Consider the following 16,348-nt stretch of genomic DNA (forward strand, 5'->3'; position numbering starts at 1 on the left):
CCGTGTCCGCGCCTCCGCCCCCCGGGCAGCCCCCGGCCGACCCCTGGGCGCGTCACGACCCCTGGGCCGCGGGGCCGCTCCAGCAGCCCGGAGCGTTGGCGGTGCACGGAGGACGGCCCCGGCGGCGGCGTGCCGCGCTCGGCTGGACACTCGCCCTCGCCCTGGTCGCGGCCGGGATCGGCGGGCTCGTCGGCGGCTATGTCGAGCGCGAGGGGGTCGGGCGCGAGGTGACCCTGCCGCAGGCCGGGGGCGTGCCCGCCGGGCGGGCGCCGGACAGCGTGGCCGGGATCGCCGCCCGCGCCCTGCCCAGCGTCGTCACCCTGCATGTCTCCGGCTCCGACGAGGAGGGCACCGGCACCGGCTTCGTACTGGACGACCGCGGCCACATCCTCACCAACAACCATGTCGTCGCGCCCGCCGCGTCCGGCGGCAAGATATCCGCGACGTTCAGCGACGGGACCTCCGTCAAGGCCACCGTGGTCGGCCGGGACAGCGGCTACGACCTCGCCGTGGTCCAGGTCAGCGGCGTGCACGGGCTCACCCCGCTGACCCTCGGCGACTCCGACGACGTCCGGGTCGGCGACCCCGTCGTCGCCATCGGCGCCCCCTTCGACCTGGCCAACACCGTCACCGCCGGCATCATCAGCGCCAAGGAGCGGCCCATCACCGCGGGCGGCGAGAAGAGCGACGGCAGCGATGTGTCGTACGTGGACGCCCTCCAGACCGACGCGCCGATCAACCCGGGCAACTCCGGCGGACCGCTGCTCGACTCCCGGGCCCATGTCATCGGCATCAACTCCGCCATCCGCTCCGCCGACAGCGGCTCGGCGACCGAGAGCGGCCAGGCAGGATCCATCGGCCTCGGCTTCGCCATACCGGTCAACCAGGCCAAGCGCGTCGCCGAGGAACTGATCGCCGACGGCCGCGCCACCCACCCGGTCATCGGCGTCGATCTCGACATGGGCTACACCGGCGACGGCGCCCGCGTCGACAGCCGCGCCCCGGACGGCGGCCCCGCCGTCCTCAAGGACGGACCGGCCGAGCGGGCCGGGCTCAGGGCGGGTGATCTGATCACCGAGGTGGACGGCGCCCCGGTGCACACCGCGGCGGAGCTGATCGTCAGGATCCGCGCCCACAAGCCCGGCGACCGGCTGCGGCTGACGGTCGAACGCGGCGGGACCGAGCGGGAGGTCTCACTCGTCCTGGGCACCGCGGACCAGAACTGACACAAGTCTCACCTCGGGACGGTACCGGTCGGACCAGTACGCCGGGTACCGTTGACCGACCGAGGACATCGCAAGGAGCGTCAGGTGTTCAATGACATAGGGCCAATGGAGCTACTGACGATCATCGTCATCGCGGTGCTCGTGTTCGGTCCGGACAAGCTCCCCAAGGTCATCCAGGACGTCACCCGGACGATCCGGAAGATCCGCGAGTTCTCGGAGAGCGCGAAGCAGGACATCCGCAGCGAGCTGGGGCCCGAGTTCAAGGACTTCGACTTCGAGGACCTCAACCCCAAGACGTTCCTGCGCAAGCAGCTCGGCAATGACGAGCTGGGGCTCCAGGAGATCCGCAACGGCTTCGACCTGAAGAAGGAGATGGCCGAACTCACCGACGCGGTGAACGGCCATGACACCGGGTCCTCGTCCCCGGAGTCGTACGCGTCTTCCTCGTCCTCCTCGTCCTCCTCCGACTCCGCCGCGGCCACGCCGTCCACCGGTGGGAAGATCGACATGACGAAGAAGCCCGAGGAGTCCGAGAAGGACGACCGGCCGCCGTTCGACTTCGACGCCACCTGAGCCGCACCCGCCCCGCCTGACGTACCGACACGCGCATGTGACGCGCGTCATGGCGCGCGCCCGCCCCGAACGGCCGGAACAGATCGTTCGGGGGACCCCGGTGACAGGTGCCTGCCCGGCGGCTCTCAGCGGTGTGGATATGCTGCCGAGTTGTTGTGCGGACCGGACGAGTACGCCCGAAGGGGGGCGGGCCGCCGCTTCGGTCCGACGAGCGCGAGGAGGCGTCCGGGCAGATGGAGACGACGAGTCGGGTGGGCGCGACGGCGCCGGCCACGGAGGGCGGACAGGGTCTCGCCGCCGACCGCGGCACGGTCGACGGTTACCTGCGGGCGCCCTTCCCCTGGTACGGGCTCGACGAGGCGTTCACGGGGCCGCGTTGGCTGATGCAGGTCGGCATGGCGTCCGACGGCGCCGTGGAGCACGGCTCGATCGGGCACGGTGACACCCCGTCCGTGCTGCACGAGGGTGTCTCCGCGGAGCCCCGGGAGAAGTTCGCGGCCGTCGTGACCGTCGCGGGGCACCCGTCCCGGCAGGTGGCCGACGGTTCGGGGCTGCTGGAGGCGACGTCCGTGTCGTCGGCGGCATGGCTCGCGGGCGTGGGGCTGCTGTCCTTCACCTGGCCGGGCCAGATGGATCACGCGCTGCGCGACGACTGGCTGGATCAGCAGACCGAGGCGGCCTGGGAACTGGCCGACGATCTCGACGGGCCGGAGTGGTCCAGGCTCTCGCTCCCGGTGGACGGGGTGGCCTCGTCCTTCCGCTACCGGGAGTCGGAGTTCGGCTGGGTGCTGGCCGGGTCCACGGAGGCGGGGGTGCATCTCGGCGCGTACGGGCGCGGGATGAGCGCGTACGGACTCGGGTTCGCCGCGGTGAAGGACATCTCCGCGTACGGGTGACCCGAGGGGCGCCGGGTGATGTCGGCGCCCCCTACCGTGCCGTACGGCTCAGAACTTGTTCTTCGGGGTCAGCCCCAGCGACATGCCCGACAGGCCGCGCTGGCGGCCGCCCAGCTTGCCCGCGATGGAGCGCAGGGCGTTGCCGGCCGGGGAGTCGGGGTCGGTCAGGACGACCGGCCTGCCCTCGTCGCCGCCCTCGCGCAGCCGGACGTCGATGGGGATGGAGCCGAGGACCGGGACGCTCGTACCCGTCGTACGGGTGAGGCCGTCGGCGACCAGCTGACCGCCGCCGGTGCCGAAGACGTCGACCATCTCGCCGCAGTGCGGGCAGGGCAGGCCGGACATGTTCTCGACCACGCCGACGATCTTCTGGTGGGTCTGCACCGCGATGGAGCCCGCGCGCTCGGCCACCTCGGCGGCCGCCTGCTGCGGGGTCGTGACGACCAGGATCTCGGCGTTCGGGACCAGCTGGGCCACGGAGATCGCGATGTCGCCGGTGCCCGGCGGCAGGTCGAGCAGCAGGACGTCCAGGTCGCCCCAGTACACGTCGGCCAGGAACTGCTGAAGGGCGCGGTGCAGCATCGGGCCGCGCCAGACGACCGGCGCGTTGCCCGGCGTGAACATGCCGATCGAGATGACCTTCACGCCGTTCGCCGACGGCGGCATGATCATGTTCTCGACCTGGGTGGGACGGCCCTCCGCGCCCAGCATGCGGGGCACCGAGTGGCCGTAGATGTCGGCGTCCACGACGCCCACCTTGAGGCCGTCGGCCGCCATCGCCGCCGCGAGGTTCACCGTGACCGAGGACTTGCCGACCCCGCCCTTGCCGGAGGCGACCGCGTAGACCCGGGTGAGGTTGCCCGGCTTGGCGAACGGGACCTCGCGCTCGGCCTGGCCGCCGCGCAGGGCCGCCGCCAGCTCCTTGCGCTGCTCGTCGCTCATCACATCGAGCGTGACGGCCACGCCGGTGACGCCCTCGACGCGGGAGACCGCCTCGGTGACCCGCTGGGTGATGGTGTCGCGCATGGGGCAGCCGGAGACCGTCAGGTACACGGTGACCGCGACCGCGCCGTCCTCCCCGATCTCCACCGATTTGACCATCCCCAGTTCGGTGATGGGGCGGTTGATCTCGGGGTCGTTCACCGTCGCCAGTGCCTCGCGCACCGCGTCTTCCGTAGCCATAAGGACGATGGTACGGCGCGTCCTGGGCCCTCCGGGTAGCCCCTCAGCGGTCTTCTGCGTCACGTCCCGGCGGGTGATCCGTCCGTTCCGCCGGGAATACGACCGGGCCGCCGTGACCGCGCCGCTCCTCCATCTCCTTGAGCATGTCCTGGAGCTCGGCCCGGATCCAGTCGCGGGTGGCGACCTCGCCCAGACCCATGCGCAGCGCGGCGATCTCCCGGGTCAGGTACTCGGTGTCGGCGATCGACCGCTCGTTCTGCTTGCGGTCCTGCTCCAGGTTGACCCGGTCGCGGTCGTCCTGCCGGTTCTGCGCGAGCAGGATCAGCGGCGCGGCGTAGGACGCCTGGAGGGACAGCGCCAGGGTCAGGAAGATGAACGGATACTCGTCGAACCGCAGATGCCGGGGCACGACCACGTTCCACAGCACCCACAGGATGATGACGATCGTCATCCAGACGATGAAGCGTCCCGTGCCGAGGAACCGGGCGATCCGCTCCGACAGCCGGCCGAACGCCTCCGGGTCCCACTCGGGCAGGAACCGGCGCCGGGGCGGCCGCGGCTGGTCCAGCCGGGGCGTGCGCGGGCGGCCGGCGGCCGTGGCACCGGCGGGCGTGCGGTCCCGCTCGCGCTCAGGAGGCATGGCCGGCCCCCTTGTCGCCCTCGGGGCTCTCCTCCAGGTGGAACTCGGTCTCACGCCAGTCGTCGGGCAGCATGTGGTCCAGTACGTCGTCGACGGTCACCGCGCCCAGCAGCGACCCGGCCTCGTCCACCACGGGCGCGGCCACCATGTCGTAGGTGGCGAAGAACCCGGCGATCACCGGCAGCGAGGCGTCCGGGGACAGCGGCTGGAGGTCGTCGTCCAGGAGCGAGCTGACCAGGGTGTACGGGGGGTCGCGCAGCAGCCGCTGGAAGTGGGCCGTGCCCAGGTACTTGCCGGTCGGGGTCTCGTCCGGTGGGCGGCAGACGTAGACCTGGGCGGCGAGCGCGGGGGAGAGGTCGGGGTTGCGGACGCGGGCGAGCGCGTCGGCGACGGTGGCGTCCGGGCGCAGCACGATCGGCTCGGTGGTCATCAGACCGCCGGCCGTGTGCTCCTCGTACGACATCAGGCGCCGCATGTCGGCCGCGTCGCCGGGCTGCATCAGGCTCAGCAGCCGCTCCTTGTCCTCCTCCGGCAGCTCGGAGAGCAGGTCGGCCGCGTCGTCCGGGTCCATGGCCTCCAGGACGTCGGCGGCGCGCTCCTCCTGGAGCTTGCCGAGGATCTCGATCTGGTCGTCCTCCGGCAGCTCCTCCAGGACGTCGGCGAGCCGGTCGTCGTCCAGGGCGGCGGCGACCTCGGCGCGCCGCTTGGGGGAGAGGTGGTGCAGCACATTGGCGAGGTCGGCGGGGCGCAGCTGCTCGAAGGTGGCGAGCAGGTTCTCGGCGCCCTGTCCGTGCTCCTCCAAGGCGAAGCCGGAGACCCCGGCCCAATCCACGGTCATCGTCTCGCCCTTGACCCGGCGGAACGCGCTGCCCTTGCGGCCCTTGCGGACGAAGACGCGGTCGATCTCCCAGTCCCGGCGCGCGGGCAGCTGCTGCACGGACATGTCGAGGACGGTGGCCTCCTCGCCGGTCTCCACCAGGGTGACCCGCCGGTCCAGCAGCTCGCCGAAGACCAGCCGCTCGGTGGGCCGCTGCTCGAAGCGGCGCACGTTCATCACCCCGGTGCTGATGACCTGGCCGGACTCGATGCCGCTGATCCGGGTCATGGGCAGGAAGATGCGGCGCCGGGTGGACAGTTCGACGACAAGGCCGAGCACCCGCGGGGGGCGTTTGCCCACGCGCAGCATCACGACGAGATCGCGTACACGCCCCACCTGGTCGCCGTTCGGATCGAAGACGGGGACCCCGGCGAGGTGCGAGACGAAGATGCGGGGGGCACCGGCTGCCATGGTTCTGCTTCCTTGTCAGGGAACGTGCGGACGAGGTTTACATCGAGGGTCTGCGCGAAGTGGTGTGCGCCCGGGATTGCTTTTGTCGGTGAATTGCTCGGATTTGCCCGCACGGTTGCGCTTCAGGCTAGCCCGTACCGCTCGGATACGCCCTGGTGGGGAGGTCCGGACGGACTGGCTCCGCCGGGCGGCCGGGGCACCGGTACGCTGCGGTACGCCGCTGAAGGAACCGTCGGAAAGGCGACCTCTCCCGTGACTGCGATTCCCCCCGGCCGTACCCGCCCGGTGACCGCGCTGTGCGCGCTGGCCGTGACGGGCGCGGCGGTGCTGACCGGATGCGGCGGCGGCGATCCGGACGCGGGCACGAACGGGGTCGGCAAGCTGTCCGCCGACAGGATCCAGGCGCGCACGCGGTCCGCGGCGCAGGGCGCCTCGGCGGTCCGGCTGTCCGGGACCGTGGTGACCAGTGGCCGTACGTACCGGCTCGACATGCGCCTCAAGGACGACGGCGGGACCGGCTCGGTGACCTCGGGCGCCGACACGTTCAGGCTGCTGCGGGTCGGCACCCAGCTGTACCTGAAGGCCGACGCGGCCTTCTGGGCGCAGCCGGACGGCAAGGGCGGCGACGGGAGCGGGGCGGCGGCCAAGCTCGACGGGAAGTACGTGAAGGTGCCGCAGGGGGACCCCGCGTACAAGAAGTTCAGCGGCTTCACGGACAAGGACGTCCTCCTCTCGGGTCTGCTGACACTGCACGGCTCGCTGGCGACCGACGGGCGGCACACCCGGGGGAGCACCCCGACGGTCCGCATCACGGGCGACCACGGCTCGGGCGGCACCCTCGACGTCTCCCTCAAGGGCACCCCCTACCCCCTCGCCCTCACCCGCGCGGGCAACGCGGGCACGCTCCGCTTCTCCGACTGGGGCGCGAACTTCACCGTCACCGAACCCAAGGACTCGGAGACGGTGGACTACGGACAGCAGCTGCCGACGTCGTAGCGGGGCGGTCGCCGGGGTACGAGGGCCACCGCCGGGGCACCGGACCCCTACCGCCCCTTACGGCGCTTCGCGAGCAGCTTCGGCAGGGCCGCCGGCACCGGTCGGCGCGTGGTCGCCGGGGTCGGCACCGGTCTGCGGGCCAGATCGCCCTCGGGCAGCGCGGCCACCGCGTCCGTCGGCACCAGGCGCAGCACCCGGCACTCACGCGCCCAGCGGTCCGTCATCACCTCGGCGTCGGGGGCGTTCAGCCGCTTGCCCTTCAGCTCGGCGACCGCCGCCTCCCACCCCGGGGAACCGGCCGCCAGCTCGCTCACCGCGGCCGAGAAGGAGACCAGCCGGCCCCCCTTGTCCTTGCTGCGCACGGTCACCTCGGCGGTGCCCCCGTCGGCCAGCCCCGTCAGCGGCTGCTCCCCGGGCCCGTCGCCGACCAGGCACACCGCGCCCTCGTGCCACACATGCCACACGGCATGCGCGGCGGACGCCTCCGCGCCCCGCACCCACAGCAGGCCCGACTTCTTCGCGGCCTCCTCGATGAGAGCCCTCGTGAGCAGCTCGCTTGTCATGCGTCCACCCTATCCACGCCGCTCACAGCCACCCGTTGCGCTTCAGTACCCGGTGGATGCCGACACACACGGCGACCGTGAAGGTCAGCACCATGGGGTAGCCGTACTTCCAGTGCAGTTCCGGCATGTGCTCGAAGTTCATTCCGTACACACCGGTCACCATCGTCGGCACGGCGATGATCGCGGCCCACGCGGTGATCTTCCGCATGTCCTCGTTCTGTGCGACGGACGCCTGCGCGAGGTTGGCCTGGAGGATGGAGTTGAGCAGTTCGTCGAAGCCGACCACCTGCTCGTGGACGCGGGCGACATGGTCGGCGACGTCCCGGAAGTACTTCTGGATGTCCGGGTCGATCAGCCGCATCGGCCGCTCGCTGAGCAGCTGCATGGGTCGCAGCAGCGGGGCCACCGCCCGCTTGAACTCCATGACCTCGCGCTTGAGTTGGTAGATCCGCGCCGAGTCCACACCGCGCGAGACCCCGCCCCGCCCGGGCGAGAAGACCTCGGTCTCCACCTCGTCGATGTCGTCCTGCACCGCGTCGGTCACCGCGATGTACCCGTCCACCACATGGTCGGCGATCGCGTGCAGCACCGCCGAGGGGCCCTTGGCCAGCAGCTCCGGGTCGTCCTGGAGCCGGTGCCGCAGCGCCCGCAGCGAGCCCTGGCCGCCGTGCCGCACGGTGATGAAGAAGTCCCGGCCGGTGAAGCACATCACCTCGCCGGTCTCCACGACCTCGCTGGTCGCGGTCAGCTGGTCGTGCTCGATGTAGTGGATCGTCTTGAAGACGGTGAAGAGCGAGTCGTCGTACCGCTCCAGCTTCGGCCGCTGATGCGCCTGCACCGCGTCCTCGACGGCCAGCGGGTGCAGCCCGAACTCGCCCGCGATTCCGGCGAATTCGGCCTCCGTCGGCTCGTGCAGCCCGATCCACACGAAGCCGCCGTCGCGCCGCACCTGGCGCATGGCCTCCTGCGGGGTGAGCGGCTTCGCGCTCGCGAGGCGCCGGCCGTCGCGGTAGACGGCGCAGTCGACCACGGCCGACGGGGTGGCGGGGTCACGCGTGGTGTCGTACGACGTGGACGGCGCGCTCGTGGCCTTGCGCGGCGAGACGCGGGAGGGACGGACCACGGCGCGCAGGTCGCGGATCATCGACATGGGCAGGCTCCTTCGCGACAGGCAACGAAAGACCGCCGAAGACGGGTGGAACTACCCGGAATGGGGACGTCCTCCAGGAATTTCCCCGGCCGGGGGCGGGGGAAGGTGTTTGGCTCGTCCACAAAGCGGGGAGCACCGCACCGTTGCGGTGGCGATTTCGCTGCTGATGCAGAACTGACGCAGATCAGGCAAAGCGAGACGAAGTGCTCTTCCGAACAGTGACGCGCACGGGAAGGCGGCAGCCGGCCAGAACGAAAACCGGTCAGTGGCTACGAGGGCCAGTGACTACATTCAGCGGGCGGAAGAGCGAGTGGTACTACCAGGTCGACTTCGATCCATGACAGCCCCACCTCCTCCGGCCGGTCCCTCGTAAGGGAGTTCCCAGGGTTCCGGGCTTGACAGCGTGCTTGGCACGCCGCCCCGAACCGCCGGCTCAGAGTACCAGCCGCCCTTGCTGTCAAGGTGCCGCTTTGCCCGCTGCTGACGAGTTCTATGCTCACCGCATGGTTGATGTTCTTGCTCTGGTCGAGGCACGGTTGACCACCGCCCTGGGCACTCCGGACGCGCGCGCGGCCGTCACCTTCCTCGGTACGGACCGCATCGAGGTGCTCCGCTTCACCGAGGGGGACGTCGTCCGCTACGCGACCCTCGGCATGTCCGCGCACCCCATGAGCGACCCCACCGCGCTGGTCGCCGACCCCGTCGAGGGCCCCCGCGCCGAACTGGTCCTTTCGGTGCGCGCGGGCGTCGCCGACACCGACAAGGTGCTCCGCCCGCTCGCCGTGCTCGCCGCCTCCCCGCAGGTCGAGGGGCTGATCGTGGCCCCGGGCGCCTCCCTGGACGTGGGCGACCCGCTGTGGCCGGGCGCCCCCTTCACCTCGGTCCTGGTGGGCGAGGGCGGCGGACTGGTCGAGGACCTGGAGCTGGACGATCCGCTGGACCCCGTACGGTTCCTGCCGCTGCTGCCGATGACCCCGAACGAGGCCGCCTGGAAACGGGTCCAGGGCGCCCAGGCACTCCAGGAACGCTGGCTGACACACGGCACGGACCTGCGGGATCCCGTCCGCAGGTCCGTACCGCTGGAGTGAGCAAGCTCACGGGGCCACGGGTCAGTTGGCGAAGACCGTGACCCCGTCCTCGGTGGCGTGCCGCGGTGCCAGCTCCTCGGCCTCGTGGACGAGGGAGCGCCGCCGTACGGCGACCACCACGGCGCCCAGCAGCGCGGTGACCGCCGCCACCACGAACGGGATGTGGATGTCGGTCCACTCCTCGATCTTCGGCGCGAAGTAGGGCGCGGCCGCCGCCGCGAACCAGCGGACGAAGTTGTAGCCCGCGCTCGCCACCGGGCGCGGGGCGTCGGAGACGCCGAGCGCCAGCTCGGTGTAGACGGTGTTGTTCACGCCGATGAAGGCGCCGGACAGGATGGTGCAGACGATCGCGGCGGTGTGGCTGCCGTAGCCGAGCACCAGGACGTCGGCCGCGAGCAGCACCAGCGAACCGCCGAGCACCTTCAGCGAGCCGAACCGCTCCTGCATGCGCGGGGCGACAACCACCGAGAACACGGCGAGCAGCACACCCCAGGCGAAGAACACCGCGCCGGAGCGGTACGGGGTCATGTTCAGCACGAACGGCGTGAAGGCCAGCACGGTGAAGAACGTGTAGTTGTAGAAGAACGCCGAGACCGCCGCCGAGGCCAGACCGCCGTGGCCGAGTGCCTTGAGCGGGTCCAGGATCGAGGTCTTGCGGGCCGGCTTCGGCTGCTCCTTCAGGAACACCGTGATGCACAGGAAGCCGATCGCCATCAGCGTGGCGGTGCCGAAGAAGGGGTAGCGCCAGCTGATGTTGCCGAGGACCGCGCCGAGCAGCGGGCCGCAGGCCATGCCGAGGCCGAGCGCGGACTCGTAGAGCAGGATCGCCGCCGCGCTGCCGCCGGCCGCCGCGCCGACGATGACCGCGAGCGCGGTGGACACGAACAGCGCGTTGCCGAGGCCCCAGCCCGCCCGGAAGCCGACCAGCTGGCCGACGGTGTCCGAGGTGCCGGCGAGACCGGCGAAGAGGATCACGAAGGCGAGGCCGAGCAGCAGCGTCTTCTTGCCGCCGATCCGGCTGGAGACGAAGCCGGTCAGCAGCATCGCGACCGCGGTGATCAGGAAGTACGAGGTGAAGAGCAGGGAGACCTGACTGGGTGTGGCGTGCAGGCCCTGCGCGATCGACGGCAGGATCGGGTCGACCAGGCCGATGCCCATGAAGGCGACGACGGAGGCGCCGGCCGTGGCCCAGACCGCCTTGGGCTGCCGCAGGATGCTGCCGGCTCCCGCGTCTAGGGGGTCCATGTGCTTCTCCCGTTCCGCTGGATAGCGCGTAGAGGACTGGATAGATAGTTGGCGTTTACACATACTAAGTTAGCTCTGCTAATTAATGCAAGATGCATCTACTTGGCCTGGTCAGGGCGCCCGGACGGGTGATCGTCCTTGACGTGGACGGGCCGGGGTAGGACCGTGGGGCTCTATGAGGGGCGAACCCAGTTGCCCGCGGTGTGGTGGCCGGGTCAGGGCTCCCGGTCTCTTCGCCGACACGTGGCAGTGCGATGCCCACGGGGCGGTGTTTCCGCTGCAGCCCGTGATCCCGCCCAGCGTCGAGGCCCTCGGTGCGGTGGCGAAGCGCACGCATGTCCCGCTGTGGATGCCGTGGCCGCTGCCGGTCGGCTGGCTCTTCACGGGCGCGGCCTACGCGGGCGACGACCGCAGCGGCGGGCGCGCGACCGCCGTCGCCTGCTCGGGACCCGGCCCGCTCGGCGGTCCCGGTGAGCTGATCCTGGTCGCGGAGGAGATGGGCGTCGGCCTCGGCGCGCGGTACGCGGGCCTCGACGGCCCGGACCCGGGGCCGTACATGAACGTCGAGAAGCCGCCCCAGACCAAGGTGCTCGCCGCCGGCCGCCCCACCCCCCTCTGGCACGTCTACCGCACCCCGGACGACCGCGCCGTCTTCGCGGGCGAGGCACTCGGCATGTGGCTGTGGGCGGTGCTGTGGCCCGAGCAGGCGGGCCTGCTGCTCTACGACGAGCTGGTCCTGACCGATCTGCGCGACGCGGGCGCCGAACTGGACCTGGTGCCCTGCGGGGCGCTGTCACCCCGGCTGCTGCGTCCCTGAGGGGTGCGGAGGGCGGTCTGTAGGGGGCGTACCCCGGGATCGGTCGTGACAAAGCGGGTGTCCCGGCCGGTTATCCTGAGGTGTCCTCTTCCGTCCCGGGCCCGTCTGGAGTCACCGTGCGCATCGATCTGCACTGTCACTCCACGGCATCCGACGGCACGGACACCCCCGCCGAGCTGGTGCGCAACGCTGCCGCGGCCGGTCTGGACGTCATCGCGCTGACCGACCACGACACCACCCGCGGCCACGCCGAGGCCATCGCCGCGCTGCCCGCCGGGCTCACCCTGGTCCCCGGCGCCGAGCTGTCCTGTCGTATCGACGGCATCTCGATGCACCTGCTGGCCTACCTCTTCGACCCCGAGGAGCCCGCCCTGCTCGCCGAGCGCGAGCTGGTCCGGGACGACCGGGTGCCGCGGGCCAAGGGCATGGTCGCCAAGCTGAACGCGCTGGGTGTGCCGGTCACCTGGGAGCAGGTCGAGCGGATCGCCGCCGGTGGCTCGGTCGGGCGCCCGCACGTGGCGTCCGCGCTGGTCGAGCTGGGCGTGGTGAAGACGGTGAGCGACGCGTTCACCGAGGAGTGGCTCGCCGACGGCGGCCGCGCCTACGCGCCCAAGCACGAGACCGACCCCTTCGAGGCGATCCGGCTGGTCAAGGCCGCGGGCGGGGTCTGCGTGTTCGCGCACCCGGCCGCCGCCAAGCGGGGCCGCACCGTCCCCGAGTCCGCGATCGCCGAGCTGGCCGCGGCCGGCCTGGACGGCATCGAGGTCGACCACATGGACCACGACGCCGCGGCCAAGGACCGGCTGCGCGGCCTGGCGAAGGAACTGGACCTGCTGGTCACGGGCTCCTCGGACTACCACGGCAGCCGCAAGACCGTCGCGCTCGGCGACTACACCACCGACCCCGAGGTGTACGGGGAGATCACCCGCCGGGCGACCGGCGCGTTCCCGGTCCCGGGGGCCGGCGGAGCCTGAGGCCGCCTCCGCGGCCGACGCGCGCTCACACCCTCAGTTCTTCTTCTTCAGCAAGGCCAGTACTTCCGCATGTTCGACATCGCCGTCTTTGGCTCTCTGTTCCTGACCCTTTTTGTCATCATGGATCCCCCTGGGATCACCCCGATCTTCCTTGCCCTGACCGCGGGCCGCCCGGCGAAGGTGCAGAAGCGGATGGCGTTCCAGGCCGTCTGCGTCGCGTTCGGGGTCATCGCCGTCTTCGGCGTCCTCGGGCACCAGATCCTCGACTATCTGCATGTGTCCGTGCCCGCCCTGATGATCGCGGGCGGTCTGCTGCTCCTGCTGATCGCGCTCGACCTGCTCACCGGCAAGAACGACGAGCCGAAGGCGACCAAGGACGTCAATGTGGCCCTCGTGCCGCTCGGCATGCCGCTGCTCGCGGGGCCCGGCGCGATCGTGTCCGTCATCCTGGCCGTGCAGAAGGCCGACAGCGTGAGCACGCAGATATCCGTGTGGGTCGCGATCCTCGCGATCCATGTGGTGCTGTGGCTGGTGATGCGCTACTCGCTGCTGATCATCCGGGTCATCAAGGACGGCGGCGTGGTCCTGGTGACGCGGCTCGCGGGCATGATGCTCTCCGCGATCGCGGTGCAGCAGATCATCAACGGGATCACCCAGGTGATCCACGGAAGCTGACGCTCAGGTGATCCGGGGGGACCGGGCCGTCGTGCATGGCTCGGTTCCCCCGGAAGGCTTGAGCGGGAACCCCGTTACGAGGCCGGGGTCTCGGCCGGGCGGATCCACAGGCGCTGCCCCACTGCGGCGGCCTGCTGAACGATCCGGTTGACGGAGGCGGCGTCCACGACGGTGCTGTCCACGGTGGTGCCGTCGACCTCGTCGAGTCGCATGATTTCGAAGCGCACAGGCTTCTCCCTTCGTCTGGTCATCCTCCTGCGGAGAACTACTTGGCGCGCCGGATGTGTATCCGGCGTCGTACTGAGTCAACGTGCCGCGTGTTACAAACATTCCCTACGCTAAAGAAATTTTTCGAACGCCTAACTACTGACCGGTAAGTAGTCGTCGGTGACCGTATGAGGTCGCCTGGGACTGACCGGGACCAGTTGTGTTCACAGTGTGACGGCGAGGAGAATGGGGGGCGATGAACGACGACCTGGCGCATCTCGCCACCCGCATCGACCGTACGAATGAGCTGCTGGAACGCATGCTCGCCGAGGTGGCGAAGACACCCTCGACCCACGCGATCTTCGTGGACGCGGGGTATCTGTACGCGGCCGCGGGCCGCCTGGTCGCCGGGACGGAGGACCGCCGGGCCTTCGACGTGGACGCCGAGGGCCTGATCGACGCCCTGATCGACCGCGCCCGTACCGTCTTCGCGGACAGCCGGCTGCTGCGCGTCTACTGGTACGACGGCGCCCGGCGCCGCATCCACACCGCCGAGCAGCAGTCCATCGCGGAACTTCCCGACGTCAAGGTCCGCCTCGGCAACCTCAACGCCAACAACCAGCAGAAGGGCGTCGACTCACTCATCCGCACGGATCTGGAGTCGCTGGCCCGGCACCGCGCCATCAGCGACGCGGCCCTGCTCGGCGGCGACGAGGACCTGGTCTCCGCGGTCGAGGCCGCCCAGGGCTACGGCGCCCGCGTCCATCTGTGGGGCATCGAGGCGCCCGAGGGCCGCAATCAGGCCGAGCCGCTGCTGTGGGAGGTGGACAGCCAGCGCACCCTGGACCTGGAGTTCTTCAAGCCGTACGTCTCCCGGCGCACGGCCGCCGCCTACGAGGCCGGTGCCGGGGCCCGGCCCACCCGCGAGGACGTCCGCTTCGTCGGCGCCCAGATCGCCGCCAAGTGGCTGGCCTCCCGGGGCCGCGACGCCCTGGTCGAGCTGCTGCCGGGCCACCCCTATCTGCCCGGCTCCGTCGACCAGGACCTGCTGGTCGAGGCCGAGGGCCTGCTCCAGTACTCCCTGCGCGGCCAGGCCGATCTGCGCCGGGCCCTCAGGGACGGGTTCTGGGACCACTTGCAGGCGCAGTACTAGCCGTATCGGCGGTTACCAGCCGTACCAGTCGTATCAGCGGTCCTCGCCGGTGCCGTCCCAGAAGTCGGCGAGGGCGCGGGCGGTCTCCAGCGGGCGCTCGGTGTTGGGGGAGTGCTCGGCGCCGTCGACGATCGTGCGGCGCGCGCCGAGCCGTATCGCCATCTCGTCCAGCAGGGGCACCGGCCAGGTGTCGTCGTAGGCGCCCGACACGACGTGGAACGGCAGCCCCGCGGCGGCCAGTTCCGCGACCCGGTCCGGCTCGGCGCACAACTGGCGCCCGGAGGCGAGGAGTTGAGCGGGCTTCGTGCCCATCCAGCGGCGCCGCATGTCCTCCAGGACACCCGGGGTGTCGCCCGGCTCGGGCGTCCCGGTCTGCTCGGGCGACTCCATCTCCCGCATCGCGTCCCACACTTGCGCCATGGTCAGCACGGCGAGCGCGTCCCGCAGCAGCCGTACCCGCTCCTGCTGGGAATCCGAGATCCGCGCCGGTCCCGACGCCATCAGGGTCAGTGACCGGAAGGGCGCGCGGTCCAGCAGGACGGCGGCGCGGGCGACCTGGCCGCCGAAGGAGTGGCCCAGCAGATGCACCGGCCCGCCGATCGCCGCGGCCTGCGCCAGCACGTCCGCCGCCAACTCGCCCTGCGCGTAAGCGGATTCGTCGCTCTCGGGGCCGTCCGACTCGAACTGGCCGCGCCCGTCCACGGCCACGGTCCGGTACCCGCGCTCGGCCAGCGGCACATGCAGCGGGTTGAAGTCCTCCTTGCTGCCGGTGAATCCGGGCAGCAGCAGGGCGACCCCCTTGGCCTCGACCCCCTCGGCCACCGGAGCGTCGACGACGGCGAACTCCCCGCGCGCGGTGTCCAGCGCGTACGCACGGGCGCCGGGGGGCGGTACGAAGGTATCGGGCCTGCTCATGGAGGAGAGGTTAGCCAAAGGCTTCTGGGGCGACGCCGACGGCCCGGCCCACCGAGGTGGACCGGGCCGTCAGGGCTCTGGTGCCGCCGCGCGGGCGGCGCCGGATCAGGCGTCCGGTGCCTCCACGGCGGCCGTCGCCTTGCGGGTGCGGCGGCGCGGCTTGGCCTCCGGCTCGCCGGTGGCCTGCGCCGGGATCTCCGCGGTGGCCGTCTCGGCGACGGCCTTACGGGTGCGCCGCGCCTTCGGGGCGGTGGGCTCGACCCCGTCGGCCGTTGCCACGGCGGCGGCGGTCTTCCGGGTGCGGCGGGGCTTGGCCTCGGCCTCGGGGGCGTCGGTCTCCGGCTTGGCGGCGGCGGTCTTGCGGGTGCGGCGCGGCTTGGGCTCGGCCTCGACCGCGTCCGCCTCCACCGCGTCCGTCTTCGCGACGGCCGCCTTGCGGGTACGGCGGGCCTTGGGCGCGGCCTCGGCGACCTCGGCCTCGGCGACCGGCTCGGCGGCCTTGCGCGTACGGCGACGCGGCGCGGCCTCGGTGCCCTCGGTCGCCTCGACGGCGGCGGCGGTCTTCCGAGTGCGACGCGGCTTGGCCTCGGTGGCCTCGGCGGTGTCCGCCGCGGTCTCGGCCGTCGCCGCGGTCTTGCGGGTGCGGCGGGGCTTGGCCTCGGCCTCGGGGGCGTCGGTCTCCGGCTTGGCGGCGGCGGTCTTGCGGGTGCGGCGCGGCTTGGGCTCGGCCTCGACCGCGTCCGCCTCCACCGCGTCCGTC

Annotated in this window: 17 protein-coding genes and 1 pseudogene; 9 read left to right on the forward strand and 9 right to left on the reverse strand. The window is 71.5% G+C overall.

Features of this window, described 5'->3' with window-relative positions; translation table 11 throughout:
• From ACLF5H_RS36880 to ACLF5H_RS36890, 3 genes are all read left to right on the forward strand, one after another.
• The coding region (locus tag ACLF5H_RS36880) for a S1C family serine protease (RefSeq protein ID WP_421680354.1) at window positions 1-1,226 on the forward strand (1,226 nt) is incomplete at its 5' end.
• An 84-nt stretch (window positions 1,227-1,310) separates the two neighbouring features.
• Window positions 1,311-1,799, forward strand: coding sequence for a sec-independent translocase (locus ACLF5H_RS36885; RefSeq protein ID WP_421680355.1), 489 nt, complete (start codon window positions 1,311-1,313; stop codon window positions 1,797-1,799).
• Window positions 1,800-2,032: 233 nt separating this feature from the next.
• Complete coding sequence (locus ACLF5H_RS36890) at window positions 2,033-2,695, forward strand: hypothetical protein (protein ID WP_421680356.1); 663 nt, start codon at window positions 2,033-2,035, stop codon at window positions 2,693-2,695.
• 48 nt (window positions 2,696-2,743) lie between these two features.
• Here the strand turns inward: ACLF5H_RS36890 and ACLF5H_RS36895 are convergent, their stop codons facing one another.
• Genes ACLF5H_RS36895 through ACLF5H_RS36905 form a run of 3 tightly spaced genes read right to left on the reverse strand, consistent with a single transcriptional unit; the run spans window position 2,744 to window position 5,805 of the window.
• On the reverse strand, window positions 2,744-3,877 hold the full coding sequence (locus tag ACLF5H_RS36895; protein ID WP_421680357.1) for an Mrp/NBP35 family ATP-binding protein: 1,134 nt from the start codon (window positions 3,875-3,877) through the stop codon (window positions 2,744-2,746).
• A gap of 43 nt (window positions 3,878-3,920) precedes the next feature.
• A complete protein-coding gene (locus ACLF5H_RS36900; RefSeq protein ID WP_421680358.1) occupies window positions 3,921-4,517 on the reverse strand; it encodes a DUF1003 domain-containing protein in 597 nt (198 codons plus the stop codon).
• Window positions 4,507-5,805, reverse strand: a complete 1,299-nt coding sequence (locus ACLF5H_RS36905; protein ID WP_421680359.1) for a magnesium transporter MgtE N-terminal domain-containing protein — start codon at window positions 5,803-5,805, stop codon at window positions 4,507-4,509. Before ACLF5H_RS36905 ends, ACLF5H_RS36900 begins: the two co-directional genes overlap by 11 nt.
• Before the next feature lie 252 nt (window positions 5,806-6,057).
• Here ACLF5H_RS36905 and ACLF5H_RS36910 point away from each other — a divergent pair, with 252 nt between their 5' ends.
• Window positions 6,058-6,801 (forward strand): hypothetical protein, encoded by a 744-nt coding sequence (locus tag ACLF5H_RS36910; RefSeq protein ID WP_421680360.1) that lies wholly within the window; start codon window positions 6,058-6,060, stop codon window positions 6,799-6,801.
• A 47-nt stretch (window positions 6,802-6,848) separates the two neighbouring features.
• On the opposite strand, the gene ACLF5H_RS36915 is transcribed toward ACLF5H_RS36910, so the two are convergent.
• Window positions 6,849-7,364, reverse strand: a complete 516-nt coding sequence (locus ACLF5H_RS36915; RefSeq protein ID WP_421680361.1) for a hypothetical protein — start codon at window positions 7,362-7,364, stop codon at window positions 6,849-6,851.
• Between the two features lie 22 nt (window positions 7,365-7,386).
• Complete coding sequence (locus tag ACLF5H_RS36920; protein ID WP_421680362.1) at window positions 7,387-8,514, reverse strand: magnesium and cobalt transport protein CorA; 1,128 nt, start codon at window positions 8,512-8,514, stop codon at window positions 7,387-7,389.
• A gap of 503 nt (window positions 8,515-9,017) precedes the next feature.
• Here ACLF5H_RS36920 and ACLF5H_RS36925 point away from each other — a divergent pair.
• Window positions 9,018-9,602, forward strand: a complete 585-nt coding sequence (locus ACLF5H_RS36925) for a suppressor of fused domain protein (RefSeq protein WP_162134871.1) — start codon at window positions 9,018-9,020, stop codon at window positions 9,600-9,602.
• A 21-nt stretch (window positions 9,603-9,623) separates the two neighbouring features.
• Here the strand turns inward: ACLF5H_RS36925 and ACLF5H_RS36930 are convergent, their stop codons facing one another.
• Window positions 9,624-10,847, reverse strand: a complete 1,224-nt coding sequence (locus ACLF5H_RS36930) for an MFS transporter (RefSeq protein WP_421680363.1) — start codon at window positions 10,845-10,847, stop codon at window positions 9,624-9,626.
• Window positions 10,848-11,022: 175 nt separating this feature from the next.
• Between ACLF5H_RS36930 and ACLF5H_RS36935 the strand changes: the two genes are divergently transcribed.
• The 3 genes from ACLF5H_RS36935 to ACLF5H_RS36945 all read left to right on the forward strand — a co-directional run bounded on the left by ACLF5H_RS36935 (window position 11,023) and on the right by ACLF5H_RS36945 (window position 13,313).
• Window positions 11,023-11,664: a DUF6758 family protein gene (locus tag ACLF5H_RS36935; RefSeq protein WP_421680364.1), complete on the forward strand. Its 642-nt coding sequence runs from the start codon at window positions 11,023-11,025 to the stop codon at window positions 11,662-11,664.
• Window positions 11,665-11,780: 116 nt separating this feature from the next.
• Window positions 11,781-12,638, forward strand: a complete 858-nt coding sequence (locus tag ACLF5H_RS36940) for a PHP domain-containing protein (protein ID WP_421680365.1) — start codon at window positions 11,781-11,783, stop codon at window positions 12,636-12,638.
• 69 nt (window positions 12,639-12,707) lie between these two features.
• Window positions 12,708-13,313: a MarC family protein gene (locus ACLF5H_RS36945; RefSeq protein ID WP_085566420.1), complete on the forward strand. Its 606-nt coding sequence runs from the start codon at window positions 12,708-12,710 to the stop codon at window positions 13,311-13,313.
• Between the two features lie 74 nt (window positions 13,314-13,387).
• Here ACLF5H_RS36945 and ACLF5H_RS36950 read toward each other — a convergent pair whose 3' ends face one another.
• Window positions 13,388-13,540 carry a hypothetical protein gene (locus ACLF5H_RS36950; protein ID WP_086805833.1) on the reverse strand — a complete coding sequence of 51 codons (153 nt, stop codon included), beginning with the start codon at window positions 13,538-13,540 and terminating at the stop codon, window positions 13,388-13,390.
• Between the two features lie 236 nt (window positions 13,541-13,776).
• Here ACLF5H_RS36950 and ACLF5H_RS36955 point away from each other — a divergent pair, with 236 nt between their 5' ends.
• Window positions 13,777-14,673, forward strand: coding sequence for an NYN domain-containing protein (locus tag ACLF5H_RS36955; RefSeq protein ID WP_037660039.1), 897 nt, complete (start codon window positions 13,777-13,779; stop codon window positions 14,671-14,673).
• Between the two features lie 33 nt (window positions 14,674-14,706).
• Here ACLF5H_RS36955 and ACLF5H_RS36960 read toward each other — a convergent pair whose 3' ends face one another.
• Both ACLF5H_RS36960 and ACLF5H_RS36965 read right to left on the reverse strand, forming a co-directional pair.
• Window positions 14,707-15,588: an alpha/beta fold hydrolase gene (locus tag ACLF5H_RS36960; RefSeq protein WP_421680366.1), complete on the reverse strand. Its 882-nt coding sequence runs from the start codon at window positions 15,586-15,588 to the stop codon at window positions 14,707-14,709.
• Between the two features lie 105 nt (window positions 15,589-15,693).
• Window positions 15,694-16,348 (reverse strand): annotated as a pseudogene (locus ACLF5H_RS36965) (ATP-dependent helicase); the annotation flags it as partial.

The sequence above is a fragment of the Streptomyces sp. LaBMicrA B280 genome (genome assembly GCF_049222185.1).
GTDB lineage: Bacteria > Actinomycetota > Actinomycetes > Streptomycetales > Streptomycetaceae > Streptomyces > Streptomyces murinus.